We start from the raw sequence: 14,664 nt of genomic DNA on the forward strand, positions 1-14,664 counted from the left end.
GCCCGGTTTTTCTTGTTGCCGCAGAAAGAGATTCGGAGGTTTTCAGTGGCATTTACACACTTGCACGTACACACGGAGTATTCTCTGCTCGACGGCTCGGGAAAAATTCCGGAGCTCATTCAGCGCGCAAAGGAGCTGGGACAGACAGCGCTCGCGGTGACCGATCATGGCGTCATGTACGGCGTGATCGATTTTTACAAGGCGGCAAAGGCGGCCGGCATTAAGCCGATACTCGGCTGTGAGATTTATGTGACGCCGGGGTCCCGCTTTGACCGGGACAACAAAAAGGGCGAGGCGCGCTATTACCATTTGATCCTGCTTGCGGAGAACAACGAGGGCTATGAGAACCTCACGAAGATTGTCTCGCGGGGCTTTGTGGACGGCTTTTACTATAAGCCGCGCGTCGATTTTGAGACCCTGCGCGAGTTCTCAAAGGGCATCATTGCGAGTTCCGCCTGCCTTGCGGGCGAGGTGGCGCGTCATCTCGCGGTGAACCGCTACGAGGACGCCAGAGAGGCAGCGCTCCGCTACCGCGATATCTTCGGTGAGGGGAATTTTTTCCTCGAGCTCCAGGACCACGGTCTCAGCATCCAGAAGGCCGTGAATCAGCAGCTGATTCGCCTGTCCCGCGAGACGGGAATCCCGCTGATTGCGACCAACGACATTCACTACACGAACCCGGAGGACTGGGAGGCGCACGACCTGCTGCTCTGCCTCCAGACCGGCAAGAAGGCGAGCGATACGGACCGCATGCGCTACGAGGGCGGACAGTATTACTTAAAGTCGGAGGAGGAGATGCGTTCTCTCTTTGCGGCGGTGCCGGAGGCCTTGGAGAACACGGCGAAAATCGCCGCGCGCTGCGAGGTCGAGATACGCTTCCATGAATTAAAGCTTCCCGCCTACGATGTCCCCGCGGGCTACCCGGACGCCGAGAGCTATCTGCGCGCCCTCTCGGAGGAGGGCTTCCGCACGCGCTACCCGGAAGAGCCCGAGGCTCTCCGGGAGAGACTGGAAGAGGAACTTGGTGTCATAAGCCGCATGGGCTATGTGGACTACTTCCTCATTGTCTGGGACTACATTCACTATGCGAAGGAGCACGGCATCGGTGTAGGGCCGGGGCGCGGCTCGGCGGCGGGCTCGGTGGTCTCGTACTGCCTTGGCATCACCGACATCGACCCCGAAAAATACCAGCTGGTCTTTGAGCGTTTCCTGAACCCGGAGCGCGTCTCCATGCCGGATATCGACGTGGACTTCGCCTACGAGAGACGGCAGGAAGTCATAGACTATGTCGGCAGAAAGTACGGAAAAGAGCGGGTCGTGCAGATTATCACCTTCGGCACGCTCGCGGCGAAGGGCGTAGTGCGCGATGTGGGGCGCGTTTTGGACCTTCCCTATGCGCGCTGCGACCAGATTGCAAAGCTGATTCCGAACGACTTAAAGATGACACTCGACAAGGCCTTGGTGCAGTCGAAGGAGCTTCGCGCGCTCTATGAGAGCGATGAGAGCGTGCGCCACTTGATTGACATGTCAAAGCGCCTCGAGGGGCTGCCGCGCCACGCGTCGATTCACGCGGCAGGCGTGGTCATCTCGAAGAAGGCGGCGGAAGAGTACGTGCCGCTCGCACGGGGCGCGGACGGCTCGATTACGACCCAGTTCGGCATGAACACCCTAGAGGAGCTGGGGCTCCTAAAGATGGACTTTTTGGGGCTCAGAACCCTGACCGTGATTCAGAATGCCGCCGCGGAGGCGGAGAAGCGGAGCGGAAAACCGATCGACATGCTCGGCATTGATTTTAACGATCCGGAGGTCATGGCGCTCATCGGGAGCGGCAACACCGAGGGCATATTCCAGCTCGAGAGCGCGGGCATGAAGAGCTTCATGAAGGAGTTAAAGCCCACGACTCTCGAGGACATCATCGCCGGCATCTCCCTGTACCGCCCGGGTCCCATGGACTTTATCCCGCGCTACTTAGAGGGCAAGAACCACCCGGAAACGGTGTGCTACGAGAGCCCGCAACTTGAGGCGATACTCAAGCCGACCTACGGCTGCATGGTTTACCAAGAGCAGGTCATGCAGATTGTGCGAGACCTCGCGGGCTACACCTGGGGACGCTCGGATCTGGTGCGCCGCGCGATGAGCAAAAAGAAAGAGTCCGTGATGCGCGAGGAGCGGAAAAACTTTGTTTACGGCAACGAGGCCGAGGGCATACGCGGCTGTGTGAACAACGGCATCAGCGAGGAAGTCGCAAACCACCTCTTCGACGAGATGATGGACTTTGCAAACTATGCGTTCAACAAGAGCCACGCGGCCTGCTATGCCTATGTCTCCTTCCAGACCGCCTGGTTGAAGCACTACTATCCGAAGGAGTTTATGGCGGCACTCATGACCTCGGTCATCGACAACAGCAGTAAGATTGCCGAGTACATTCTGGTCTGCCGCCAGATGGGCATTCCGATTCTGCCGCCGGATGTCAATGACGGCAAGGCCGTGTTCTCGGTCTCGGGAGACGTCATACGCTTCGGCCTCTCGGCGATACGCGCGGTCGGCACCGGCGTGAGCGAAGAGATTGTGCGGGAGCGCGAGACGGGCGGGGCCTTCCGCTCGCTCGAAGACTTCATAGAGCGTCTCTCGAACAAGGAGGCGAACCGGCGCACGCTCGAGAGCTTTGTGAAGGCCGGGGCGCTGGATTCGATGCCGGGAAACCGGAGGCAGAAACTCTTACTGATTCCCGAACTGCTCGACAAGAAGGCAAAGCAGAAGAATGCGATTGCGGGGCAGGTCTCGCTCTTTGACTTTCTCGGCGAGGAGGCGCGACAGAGCCTCGAATCCGCCCTTCCGGAGGTCGAGGAATTCCGGAAAGAGGATCTGCTTGCTTTTGAGAAGGAGACAGTCGGCGTCTATCTGAGCGGGCACCCGCTCGACGATGTTAGGGAGCTCTGGGAGAAGACTGTGACCGCAAAGACCATAGACTTTCTCGTGGACGATGAGAGCGGCAGCGCTTCGCTCAGAGATCACGAGAAAGTCGTAATCGGCGGCGTGCTCACGAATGTCACGACCAAGATTACGCGGAACAACGACACAATGGCCTTTCTCACCATAGAAGATCTGGTCGGCACGGTCGAGGTGCTGCTCTTCCCGAAAGCCTACGAGCGCTACCGGGAGCTCCTGACGCCGGACGCGAAGCTCTTTCTCTCCGGCCGGGTCACGCTGAGCGGCGATGAGGTGGCGGGAAAACTGATCTGTGAGCGACTGTCCGTCTTCGGGGCGGGACAGCGCACGCTCTGGCTTCAGTTTGCGGATGAGAACGAGTTCCGCGAGAAGCGCGGCGACCTCTTACTTGCGCTCGGCAACAGCGAGGGGCAGGATACGGTCAAGATTTACTGCAGGGCGGAGAAAAAAATCATACAGCTCGGGCGGGACTGGCGCGTCGCGGCCGAAGAAGAGCTGCTGCAAGTGCTTCGCGCGGCGTTCGGCGCGGAAAATGTGAAGACGACCGTGAAGCAGAGCCTCTGAAATTGTAAAAGCAGGGACGCTGTGTTATAGTTTTCACGAGAAACAAGGGCGCACTGTGAGGCGCAGCGCGCGTGGGGAACAGTGAGGAGGTTCCTGTTATGGCAAAGAAAATTGAGACCATTGGTGTTTTGACGAGTGGCGGCGATGCCCCCGGTATGAATGCGGCAATCCGCGCGGTGGTTCGCACCGCGCTGCACTACGGCATGAAGGTAAAGGGCATTATGAGAGGTTACTCCGGTCTGCTTGACGAGGAGTTTATCGATATGAATGCGCGCAGCGTCGCGGACATCATCAACCGCGGCGGTACCATCCTCTACACGGCGCGCTGCATGGAGATGGTGACGGAAGAAGGCCAGCGCCAGGCGGCGGAGATCTGCAAAAAGCACGGCATCGACGGTGTGGTGGTCATCGGCGGCGACGGCTCGTTCAAGGGTGCGGGCAAGCTCTCGAAGCTCGGCATCAATACGATCGGTGTGCCGGGGACCATTGACCTCGATATTGCCTGCACCGAGTACACGATAGGCTTTGACACGGCGGTCAACACCGCAATCGACGCCATCGATAAGGTGCGCGACACCAGTACCTCGCACGAGCGCTGCTCGATCATCGAGGTCATGGGACGGCATGCAGGCTATATCGCGCTCTGGAGCGGCATTGCGACCGGCAGCGACGCGATTCTGATTCCCGAGCACTATGACGGCAACGAGCAGGAAATCATAAATCACATCATTGCGAGCCGGAAGCGCGGCAAGAAGCACTTCATCATCATCAATGCCGAGGGCATTGGGCACTCGAGCTCCATGGCAAAGCGCATTGAGGCGGCAACTGGCATTGAGACCCGCGCGACGATTCTTGGCTATATGCAGCGCGGCGGCTCGCCCTCCTGTAAGGATCGCTTCTACGCTTCGATCATGGGCTCCAAGGCAGTGGATCTGCTCGCCGAGGGCAAGTCAAACCGCCTGGTCGCTTACCGGAACGGCGAGTTCTGTGATTTTGACATTGAAGAGGCGCTTCGCATGCAGAAGGAAATTCCGGCGTACCAGCTGGAACTCTCCGCAAAGCTGACGCGTTGAGGAAGCTTATGGCGGAACACACAGCGGAAAATACTGTTCTCTGCGGCGCGAATTCTTATGTGCAGAAGTTTTATTTGAATCCGGCGTTTCAGAAGCTCCCCGAGAGCATCAAACGCGAGCTTAAGATTCTCTGCGTGAGCATTACGGAGGAGGCAGGCGGCGTACTGACGCTCGAATTCGACGAGGCGGGGAACCTCTTATTTAAGGCGAGCGCCGAGGACGGCGACTATCTCTTCGATGACATTGCGAGCGGCATGAAAATAGGCAGAGCGCGCTTTGATCACCAGGAGCTCCTCGAGGAGCTGGAGCTCTACTACCGCGTTGTCTTTCTGGGAGAGAAGATTTGAGAATCGGAGAACTTGAACTGTGCTACGGGCTCATGCTCGCGCCGATGGCAGGTGTCAGCGACCTTCCGTTTCGCCTGCTCTGCCGCGAGCAGGGCGCGGAACTTGCGGTCACCGAGATGGTAAGCGCGAAGGCGCTGCATTATAAAAATAAGGCGACCGAGGAGCTCTTAAAGAGCTGTGAGGGCGACAGGCCGCTCGCGGTGCAGCTCTTCGGCTCGGAGCCGGAAATCTGCGCGGAAGCTGCGGAGGCACTCTCGGAGCGCCCAGAATTTGCCCTGATCGACTTTAACATGGGCTGCCCGATGCCGAAGATTGTGAATAACGGCGACGGTTCAAAGCTCATGACCAACCCGCCGCTCGCGGCGGAAATCATTGCCGCAATGGCAAAAAAAAGCAAAAAGCCGGTGTGCGTGAAAATGCGCGCCGGCTTTACTGAGGGAGAGAAGAACGCACCGGAACTCGCAAAGCGCCTGGAGGCAGCCGGTGCCGCGATGCTCACCGTACACGGCCGCACGCGGGAGCAGTACTACGCGGGAACTGCGGACTGGGACATCATACGGCAGGTCAAGGAGGCAGTCTCGATTCCGGTCATCGGAAACGGCGACATTGTGAGCGGTGAGAGCGCGGCGCGCATGCTGCGGGAGACCGGCTGCGACGGCATTGCAATCGGCAGGGCAGCCGAGGGCAATCCCTGGATTTTCCGGGAAATCCGCCACTATCTGGAGACGGGTGAAACTCTGCCGCCGCCGGATCTTGAAGAGCGCTTTGCCGTCATGCGGCGTCACCTCGCGCTGGAGGTAGAAGCGGACGGCGAGCGCATGGCGGTGCGGAAACTCAGAAGCCACTTTGCCTGGTACCTGCATGGTTTTCCGAATGCGGCGAAGTGGAGACATGCGATTAACACAGCGGAGTCTCAGGAAGTACTCCTCGAAATTCTGGAGAGTGCCTTTCAGGCGGCGAATCGCCTTGACACGATGGAAAGCACTTCTTTATAATAGTATGACTGTTTTTATTTAACCAAGGAGGTTCGCCATGGCGGAAATCAAAAAGAATGTTTTGACCCAGGAAGGGTTAAAGCGCTATGAGGAAGAGTTGCAGGATCTGCGCGTCAATAAGCGCAAGGAAATTGCAGATAAAATCAAAGAGGCAAGAGAGCAGGGCGACCTCTCGGAGAATGCAGAGTATGATGCGGCGAAGGACGAGCAGCGCGACATCGAGGCGAGAATCGGCGAGCTCGAGGAGCTCTTAAAGCACGCAGAGGTCTATGTGACCGAGGAGACGCCGATCGACAAGGTCGGCATCGGCAGCCTCGTGAAGGTGCTTGACATCGACGAGGACGAAGAGCTCACATTTAAGATTGTCGGCAACGAGGAGGCGGACTCGATGGAGGGCCGCATTTCCAACGAGTCGCCGCTCGGCGCGGCGTTGCTCGGCAAGGAAGTCGGAGAGCAGGTCACGGTCGAACTTCCGGCCGGAGATCTTTCTTATCGGGTACTCAGTATTACAAAGGAGAGCAGCGATGAGTGAGATGAAGAAGAACAGCGAAGCGCAGGAGCAGCAGGATGTGCACCGCCTGATGCAGGTGCGCCTTGACAAGCTGAACGAATTAAAGGCTGCCGGTAAGGATCCGTTTGAGATTACGACCTACGAGCAGAGCCACCACGCCGCGGAAATCAAGGCACATTTTGAGGAGCTGAAGGACACGGAAGTCTCGGTCGCAGGTCGCATGATGAGCAAGCGCATCATGGGGAAGGCGTCTTTCTGCGCGGTGCGCGATCTGAGTGGCGACATTCAGATTTATGTGGCGCGCGATGCGGTCGGCGAAGAGGCTTATGCCTTCTTTAAGAAGTACGATATCGGCGACATCATCGGCGTTCGCGGCAAGGTCTTTGAGACCAAGACCGGCGAGATTTCGATTCACGCGGAGGAGCTGACCCTGCTCACGAAGAGCATGCAGCCGCTTCCGGAGAAGTTCCACGGTCTCACCGACACCGACCAGCGCTACCGCCAGCGCTACATTGACCTCGTCATGAATCCGGAGGTGCGCGAGACCTTTGTGAAGCGCTCCAAGATTATCTCCTCGATTCGGAGATACCTGGATCAGAGAGGCTTCATGGAAGTCGAAACCCCGATGCTCGTATCGAATGCGGGCGGCGCGGCGGCGCGCCCCTTTGAGACCCACTACAATGCGCTGAGCGAGGATGTGAAGCTCCGTATCTCCCTGGAGCTCTACTTAAAGCGCCTCATTGTCGGCGGTCTGGAGCGTGTCTACGAGATAGGGCGCGTGTTCCGGAACGAAGGCCTGGATGCCCGTCACAACCCGGAGTTCACACTGATGGAGCTCTATCAGGCGTACACGGACTACGAGGGCATGATGAACCTCACCGAGGATATGTTCCGCCACGTGGCGCGCGAGGTAAACGGCAGCGCGAAGATTATGTACAGCGGCACCGAGATTGACCTCGAGAAGCCCTTCCGTCGCATTACGATGACCGAGGCGGTCAAGGAGTACAGCGGTGTCGATTTCGCAACCATCGAGACCCTCGAAGAGGCGAGAGCCATCGCAAAGGAGAAGGGCGTCGCATTTGAGGAGAGACACAAGAGAGGCGATATTCTGAACCTCTTCTTTGAGACTTTCTGCGAGGAGCACATGATTCAGCCGACCTTCGTGACCGATCACCCGATCGAGATTTCGCCGCTCACGAAGAAGAAGCCGAACAACCCGGACTATGTGGAGCGCTTTGAGCTCTTCATCTACGGCAGAGAGATGTGCAACGCCTACTCCGAGCTGAACGACCCGATTGACCAGCGCGAGCGCTTCAAGGCGCAGGACGCACTGGCAGCGGCGGGCGATGAAGAGGCGAACCACACGGACGAGGACTTCTTAAACGCGCTGAATGTCGGTATGCCCCCGACCGGCGGTATCGGCTACGGCATCGACCGTCTGGTGATGCTCCTGACCGACAGTCCGGCCATCCGCGATGTACTGCTGTTCCCGACCATGAAGACCGTGAAGGCCGAGAACAAAGAAGCACATGGCGAGAGCGAAGGGAAGCCAAATGAGGCAAGCGGCTTCTTTACGCCGAATGAGAAGATTGATTTCAGCGGGGTTAAGATTGAGCCCCTGTTCGAAGATCAGGTGGATTTCGAAACCTTCTCGAAGAGCGATTTCCGCGCGGTCAAGGTAAAGGACTGCAAGGCTGTGCCGAAGTCGAAGAAGCTCCTGCAGTTTACCTTAGACGACGGAACGGGCACAGATCGCACGATTTTAAGCGGAATTCACGCCTACTACGAGCCGGAAGAACTAATCGGAAAGACCCTGATTGCAATCACGAACCTGCCGCCGCGCCCCATGATGGGCATTGAGTCCTGCGGCATGTTGCTCTCTGCGGTCAACGAGCGCAACGGGGAGGAAGAGCTTCATCTTCTCATGGTGGACAACCATATCCCGGCGGGGGCGAAGCTGTATTGATCCGGGGAAAATCACGGGCGGAAAACCTGCGGATTTTTACAACAGATTCAAGCCGATTTTTTGCAGTGACACCGGATTTACAACATTTGTGCAACAAAAAGTCAAATGACGGTACATCGTAACAGATGACAGCATAAAGTCTGACGCACATCCCAGTTCCAAAAACCTTCAAGGCACTCCTTTTCAGAATCAATCTGAGAGGGGGTGCCTTTTTGCGTGCAGACAGCAGGAAAAGAGGCTGAAAAGCCTTTCATCCCTGTTTGAATAGCAGCCAGATGACGCAGATGCCTGTTATCCGGGCATCTGCCCACAAATCCACGAGGAGGAAACGTATGGAACAGGAGTATCAGGACATCACAAGACCAAGAGAAGTCCGGGAAGAGGTGAAGAAGCTGCGTAAAAAGTTTCTTCGCTATCAGGAAGCGGAGGTCGTGTACAGCATCTCGCACCGCAAGCTCATCGAGCTCGCGGATCGGGTGGGAGCGCTGTACAGGATGGAAGGGACGGTGCCGATCAACCGCGATATTTTCGATACCTATCTCGAGAATTATAAGAGGGATGATCGACCAGATTCGGACGCAGATTATCAGGAGGGCGAAGAGGAAGATTATCTGAAAGATCTTGAGGAGGATGAAGGCAAACCGGAAGAAGCCGTTGGAAGCTAGGACAATGGTTCAGATGTCTGAGAAAGGACCTTTCCCTATCCATAGAGGATGCTGGCATAGGGAGAAGTATTCATTGTTCTCCTTGACATTTTATGCTATGTTCGATTTGTGCGCATGATCGGTTGAGGCCGCAAATTACGACCTCAAGTTAAAACCCGAAATTTGATATCTTTCAACGACTGCCCTATGAGGTGTGTCACTTTAGTCTCAGGGGCGCGGTTCTGAATTGAATCGATTTCACCTGATTAAAAAGTACAGTACATGGCGATAACGATAAATTTAAGATATATGGGTGCTAATGGAAGTGCAATCGCATTTGCAAATGAAATGATGAAAAGCGGAACAGTTGCTAAAATTCGTGCGGAGGATGGAAACCTGCGATACGAGTATTATCAATCCCTCGACTTTCTAGAGACGGTTCTGCTCATTGACTGTTGGATGATCTTCATATGGCTGTGGAGCGTTATGTCAGCACGGAGACAATTGAATCGGATGACCGGTTTATCCGAAGATAAATCAGAATTTAATGTTCAAAGAATAGTGGAGGAGGCAAATAGGTTGATTCATAAAAGGAAATCTGTGTTACGAGTTATTTTGGGCATCATGGCTGCTATTGCATTCGTCTTTGCTTGCCTTCTTGGAGACCTTATCTATGCCACACGTTTTAAAATTAATCCGGTTGATAAATCAATAGCACCAGATGGAACCTATGAGCTTTCATTCCAGCAGGTTGGTGATCCGGACTGGCCTTTTGGATATACACATGCAAGACTTGTTTTGAAGAATGGAAAACGCGTCATAATTAAGCAAACATTTGATATTGCAGATGATGGAGCTAATGCTAGTATCAATAGCTGGAATGTAGACTGGAAAGATATTTCTGTGGAAGTCGTTATTTCTGGAACTGAACAAGATGATGTACTTTATGTTTTAAAGTTTGATGGATCAGTCGATAGGAAACAACTTGATACACGATATGGGCATATCAAAGAAGAGCGGACCAGAAAATGAATAGCAAAGAGTTGCAAATTTTTAAATTTGGCGGAGGAGAGAAGTAAGTGGATAAAGTAAAGAATGAAGGATATGTTATTTGCCCACGTTGCAAACAAGAGGTTTACAAAGAAGCGACTGTATGCCCTTTTTGTAAATTTGGTATTATGGTATGGATTGAAGGAGAAATTGATGAAAACGGAAACCAAATAAAGGATAAGGTAAAGAGAAATCCCAGCTTTGTATGCAATTAAATATCCACCATTCACCGGATTCGCTCTTACAGCGTTTCCGGTATTTTTTTGCCGAAATTCCGACAAGGAACCACAACAGAAGTAGTTGGCAGAACAGAAGCCAACGTCCACAGACCGATTGGATAGTGTCAATAATTTTTGCAAAATTCATTTCCAGCCACCAGTTGTTAGTCAACCGATTGCTTTTCGATAGGAAAGGCATCGGTCATTTTTTATGCCACGAGGAGGAGAACAAATGGCAAGGCGATTAAGATATCTGCACTATGACGAACAAATGACTGTGCTGATGGAACGCGGCAATCTTTCGCAGATTCCGGCGGACAGGAACCACACCCGCGGATCCGTGATAGAGAAACTGAAAATGTTGGGAGCAGCGGAGCCACATAAGAATGCGGGAAAAGCAGACCCAAAGGGAGGCAGCAATGGATAAGGAAGAACTTGTTTTTACGACAATTGAGGATCTGATCCGATATCTTGGCGAATGCGGAGAGGATGTACAGATCCACATGGAAATTGAGGTAGAAGGGGAAAGGAGGGCACCTGCTGCCGCGGAAGAAGGAGACAGCCAGATACCGCTTACAAGCCCGGAAGGCGCAGCGGCAGTTATGCGGGATGTGCTGAAGGAGCTTGACCGGGAGTGGGTATGCGTTGTCAATATGGACAATCACTTAAAGCCCGTGAACTTTAACATCGTCTCCATAGGCAGCATCAATCAGTCACTTGCGCCGATCCAGAACATTTTGAAGAGCGGTATCCTCTCGAACTGCAGCAACATCATGCTGATGCACAATCATCCCTCCGGCGATAACGAGCCGAGCCGGGAGGACATACAGCTCACAAAGCGCCTGGTCGAGGCGGCAAAACTCATGGATATGAATGTATGGTTGCTTCGATGATAGGTGTCCTCGTCCGTTCGATGGATTTCTTTATTTAGGTCAAAATGTAAAAATGAAATTTACATTCTTGCTTACAACTGGTACAATTACAAGCAAGAAAATAAATAAAGGCGGTGGCTACATGATCCCTTCACAACAGATTCTGAAACTTGCGAAAGACAATAATGGTGTGATCACTACTGCCATGATTGCCAATGCCGGACTTCCAAGAGGAAGTCTTAAATATTTGTCTGATAGAGGAATCCTTGAACGTGTCGCACGTGGCGTCTATACTTTACCGGAAGTTTGGGAGGATGAGTTTGTAAATATTCAGTGCCGCTACAAGAGAGGTATTTATTCTCTTGATACAGCATTGTTTTTATGTGATCTCACAGACAGGACTCCTGCGAATTTTCATATGTTTTTTCCGTCCACTTACAATCTGACAAATCCAAAACGGGAAGGTATCCTATGCAAAGGTATGAAGGAGTCGCTATATGGTTTAGGAGTAACAGATCTATTCACACCAAGTGGCCATAAGGTGAAAGCCTATTCAGCTGAGCGGACATTGTGTGATGTTTTAAATCCTAAAAATCATACTGATGTCCAGGTGATAACAGATGCTTACAAGCGGTATATGTCAGGCAAGGAGAAAAATATTCCTCTTTTGTCCGAATATGCTGCGATATTGCATGTAGAAGAAAAACTAAGATCTTATCTGGAGGTGTTGCTGTGAAAAGCGCTATGCAGTTGAAGGCAATCATAAAAAACATTGCGAAGAATAAAAATATTTCTGCGGCACTTGTTCTTCAGAACTATATGTTGGAACGTTTTTTGGAAAGAGTTTCCTTATCCAGATATCATGACAACTATATCATCAAAGGAGGATTTTTGATTGCGTCTATGGTCGGACTTGATTCAAGAGCAACGATGGACATGGATGCGACAATAAAAGGGTATCCGGTAAATGAAGAAGCAATACGAAAAATGGTGGAAGACATTATTGCTGTCCCTGTAGAAGATGCTATTCATTTTTGCTTGAAAAGTGTTAGAGAAATCCGGGAAGGCGATGAGTACACTGGTTATCGTGTTGCATTGACTGCTGATTATGAGAAGATGGCGGTTCCGCTGAAACTGGATATTACGACTGGAGATAAGATTACACCGCGGGAGATAGAGTATTCCTATAAGCTGATGATGGAAGATCGCAGCATTCGTGTTCTGGCATATAATTTGTCGACAATTCTGGCTGAAAAGCTGGAAACGGTTGTGTCAAGAGGCAATCAGAATACCAGACCGAGAGATTATTACGACATTTATATTCTAAGCAAATTGCAGGCGGAGAATATTGACGTAGATAGTCTTAAAGCAGCCTTGTCAGCAACAACAGCCAAGAGGGGATCTTCAGAGCTTATGATGCAATATGCAGAAATCATGAGGACTGTGAAGAGTAGTGATGTTATGAAACGACAGTGGGACAATTACAGAAAGGATTTTGACTACGCCGCAGGGATTGAATTTGAAGAGACTTGTGATGCCGTCGTTGCAATGATGGATGAACTTGTTTCCAGGCAGTAGATCAAGGAATCCTTCAATGTCAGGAATTCTGACACGAAAGTATTCGGTATTTCCCGTTCAGCCTCGTATAATCAGAAATGAAGGAGAGCAAATCGTCACAAGGCGCAATACGGAATAGGAATGTGTCTTTGGCAGAATGCCGCGCCAGGACGATTCCGCCAGATGATTTGCCCGCAGATGTGGTGATTGATTCTGGCAGGAGGCAGAACTGGGAAGCATAACACTCTGTAACAATTGACTCGATGTACAACATTTTCACAACAGGCACATGGCATGAAGTAAACGATAAACCATGGTGACAGACAGGCGATTTCAGGCAGCACTGGGACGAAACCTGCGATAACAAGTGGAAACAGATCATCAAAAAATTATTTGAAATGGACTCCCGACCATGAAGGCCGAGAATAGAGAAGCACATGGAGAGAGCGAAGGCAAGGCGGAAGAGGCAGGCGGCTTCTTTACCCCGAATGAGAAGATTGATTTCAGCGGGGTTAAGATTGAGCCCCTGTTCGAAGATCAGGTGGATTTCGAAACCTTCTCGAAGAGCGATTTCCGCGCGGTCAAGGTAAAGGACTGCAAGGCTGTGCCGAAGTCGAAGAAGCTCCTGCAGTTTACCTTAGACGACGGAACGGGCACAGATCGCACGATTTTAAGCGGAATTCACGCCTACTACGAGCCGGAAGAACTAATCGGAAAGACCCTGATTGCAATCACGAACCTGCCGCCGCGCCCCATGATGGGCATTGAGTCCTGCGGCATGTTGCTCTCTGCCGTCAACGAGCGCAACGGGGAGGAAGAGCTTCATCTTCTCATGGTGGACAACCACATCCCGGCGGGCGCGAAGCTGTACTAAACAATCGAGAATGAATATAGAGAGAGGTATGCCGATTCAGAGCAATCTGAGGAAGCATATCTCTCTTTTTGTGCGGGAGAATGGCGGTAACGAGGAGGGGAGAATCGGGCACGCTTTTTGGCTTGTAAAGAAGGTGCGTAAGCAAGATCGAAGTTTGTTGTGGCACAGTGAATTTGTAATATCTCTGCCTGATAGATTATAATGTCAGCAGAGGAGAAAAATGCGTGATTGTGCTTGTGCGCATCACGCCTTGATGAGCTCCGACATCGAGGCGGCAGACAAGCTGGTGAAGGAACAGAACTAAGAGGAACAGGAGACGTTTGCAATGATTTTGTACTACGGAAGCAATGTTATCGTAGAACAGCCGAAACTTATCCGGCAAAATCGCTATCTGGACTTCGGTTTTGGATTCTATACCACTACCAACCGTGATCAGGCAGTGAACTTCGCTCAAAAGGTTACTGACCGTCGCAAAACAGGAGTTGCTACGCTGAATATTTATTTTGTAGAGGAAGCAGTGGCTTTCGATGAGTGCAGTTTGCTGCGCTTTGAGAGCCCTGATGCAGCATGGCTGGATTTTGTAGCTGAGAACCGTCAGGGAAGCTATCAGGGAAAGCAGCATGATCTGATTTATGGTGCTGTGGCAAATGATGATGTGTACCGCACCATTACTCTGTATATGACCGGAGTGTTGGATAAGGAACAAACACTGGCGGCGCTCAAGGTTCGGAAATGATTCAACCAGCTGGTGTTTGCAACTGAGAAGTCTCTGCAATACCTGCATTTTGAAGGGAGAGAGCTTGTATGAACGAAGATCAGTTCAGTGCATTGCTTGCAATCATTGTGCCGCCCATTATTGAACAGATTACAAAAAACAGCAATGTGGACGATGAGAAAGTGATTTCCCGCTTTTATCAGTCCAAGCTCTATCAGGAGCTTGCGGATGAAACATCAAAATTGTGGCATTACAGCCCGATGACGCTGTACACCATGTATCAAGATGAACTTCTGACAGGCTCCTATGATTACCCGGAGGAGGCGTGA

At 52.3% G+C, this 14,664-nt stretch carries 16 protein-coding genes; all 16 read left to right on the forward strand.

Translation table 11 applies throughout. The features are described 5' to 3' along the window. Positions 1–45: 45 nt before the first annotated feature. The 16 genes from ACO4XG_RS05725 to ACO4XG_RS05800 all read left to right on the forward strand — a co-directional run bounded on the left by ACO4XG_RS05725 (position 46) and on the right by ACO4XG_RS05800 (position 14,664). Positions 46–3,513 carry a DNA polymerase III subunit alpha gene (locus ACO4XG_RS05725; protein ID WP_485129665.1) on the forward strand — a complete coding sequence of 1,156 codons (3,468 nt, stop codon included), beginning with the start codon at positions 46–48 and terminating at the stop codon, positions 3,511–3,513. Positions 3,514–3,611: 98 nt separating this feature from the next. Continuing rightward, a complete protein-coding gene (gene pfkA, locus ACO4XG_RS05730; protein ID WP_308509159.1) occupies positions 3,612–4,586 on the forward strand; it encodes a 6-phosphofructokinase in 975 nt (324 codons plus the stop codon). 8 nt (positions 4,587–4,594) lie between these two features. Beyond that, positions 4,595–4,933, forward strand: coding sequence for a DUF6145 family protein (locus ACO4XG_RS05735; RefSeq protein WP_308509160.1), 339 nt, complete (start codon positions 4,595–4,597; stop codon positions 4,931–4,933). After that, on the forward strand, positions 4,930–5,928 hold the full coding sequence (dusB, locus tag ACO4XG_RS05740) for a tRNA dihydrouridine synthase DusB (protein ID WP_308509161.1): 999 nt from the start codon (positions 4,930–4,932) through the stop codon (positions 5,926–5,928). Before ACO4XG_RS05735 ends, dusB begins: the two co-directional genes overlap by 4 nt. A gap of 37 nt (positions 5,929–5,965) precedes the next feature. Further along, complete coding sequence (gene greA / locus ACO4XG_RS05745; protein ID WP_009533512.1) at positions 5,966–6,460, forward strand: transcription elongation factor GreA; 495 nt, start codon at positions 5,966–5,968, stop codon at positions 6,458–6,460. A 1-nt stretch (position 6,461) separates the two neighbouring features. Next, entirely contained in the window at positions 6,462–8,405 is a 1,944-nt protein-coding gene (lysS, locus tag ACO4XG_RS05750) for a lysine--tRNA ligase (protein WP_485129666.1), read from the forward strand. Between the two features lie 332 nt (positions 8,406–8,737). After that, positions 8,738–9,070: a DUF6462 family protein gene (locus ACO4XG_RS05755; RefSeq protein ID WP_308509163.1), complete on the forward strand. Its 333-nt coding sequence runs from the start codon at positions 8,738–8,740 to the stop codon at positions 9,068–9,070. A 261-nt stretch (positions 9,071–9,331) separates the two neighbouring features. Next, entirely contained in the window at positions 9,332–10,081 is a 750-nt protein-coding gene (locus tag ACO4XG_RS05760) for a hypothetical protein (RefSeq protein WP_308509164.1), read from the forward strand. Positions 10,082–10,128: 47 nt separating this feature from the next. After that, positions 10,129–10,314 (forward strand): hypothetical protein, encoded by a 186-nt coding sequence (locus ACO4XG_RS05765; RefSeq protein ID WP_308509165.1) that lies wholly within the window; start codon positions 10,129–10,131, stop codon positions 10,312–10,314. A 235-nt stretch (positions 10,315–10,549) separates the two neighbouring features. Next, complete coding sequence (locus tag ACO4XG_RS05770; RefSeq protein ID WP_308509166.1) at positions 10,550–10,744, forward strand: hypothetical protein; 195 nt, start codon at positions 10,550–10,552, stop codon at positions 10,742–10,744. Further along, positions 10,737–11,210, forward strand: a complete 474-nt coding sequence (locus tag ACO4XG_RS05775) for a JAB domain-containing protein (protein WP_308509167.1) — start codon at positions 10,737–10,739, stop codon at positions 11,208–11,210. Before ACO4XG_RS05770 ends, ACO4XG_RS05775 begins: the two co-directional genes overlap by 8 nt. A 52-nt stretch (positions 11,211–11,262) precedes the next feature. Further along, positions 11,263–11,925: a type IV toxin-antitoxin system AbiEi family antitoxin domain-containing protein gene (locus ACO4XG_RS05780; RefSeq protein ID WP_308509168.1), complete on the forward strand. Its 663-nt coding sequence runs from the start codon at positions 11,263–11,265 to the stop codon at positions 11,923–11,925. Then, on the forward strand, positions 11,922–12,767 hold the full coding sequence (locus tag ACO4XG_RS05785) for a nucleotidyl transferase AbiEii/AbiGii toxin family protein (protein ID WP_308509169.1): 846 nt from the start codon (positions 11,922–11,924) through the stop codon (positions 12,765–12,767). Before ACO4XG_RS05780 ends, ACO4XG_RS05785 begins: the two co-directional genes overlap by 4 nt. A 391-nt stretch (positions 12,768–13,158) precedes the next feature. Then, on the forward strand, positions 13,159–13,620 hold the full coding sequence (locus ACO4XG_RS05790) for a methionine--tRNA ligase subunit beta (RefSeq protein ID WP_330670164.1): 462 nt from the start codon (positions 13,159–13,161) through the stop codon (positions 13,618–13,620). Positions 13,621–13,945: 325 nt separating this feature from the next. Further along, entirely contained in the window at positions 13,946–14,356 is a 411-nt protein-coding gene (locus tag ACO4XG_RS05795) for a DUF3990 domain-containing protein (protein WP_308509170.1), read from the forward strand. 68 nt (positions 14,357–14,424) lie between these two features. Next, entirely contained in the window at positions 14,425–14,664 is a 240-nt protein-coding gene (locus ACO4XG_RS05800) for a hypothetical protein (RefSeq protein ID WP_308509171.1), read from the forward strand.

It is taken from the genome of Stomatobaculum sp., assembly GCF_057248925.1.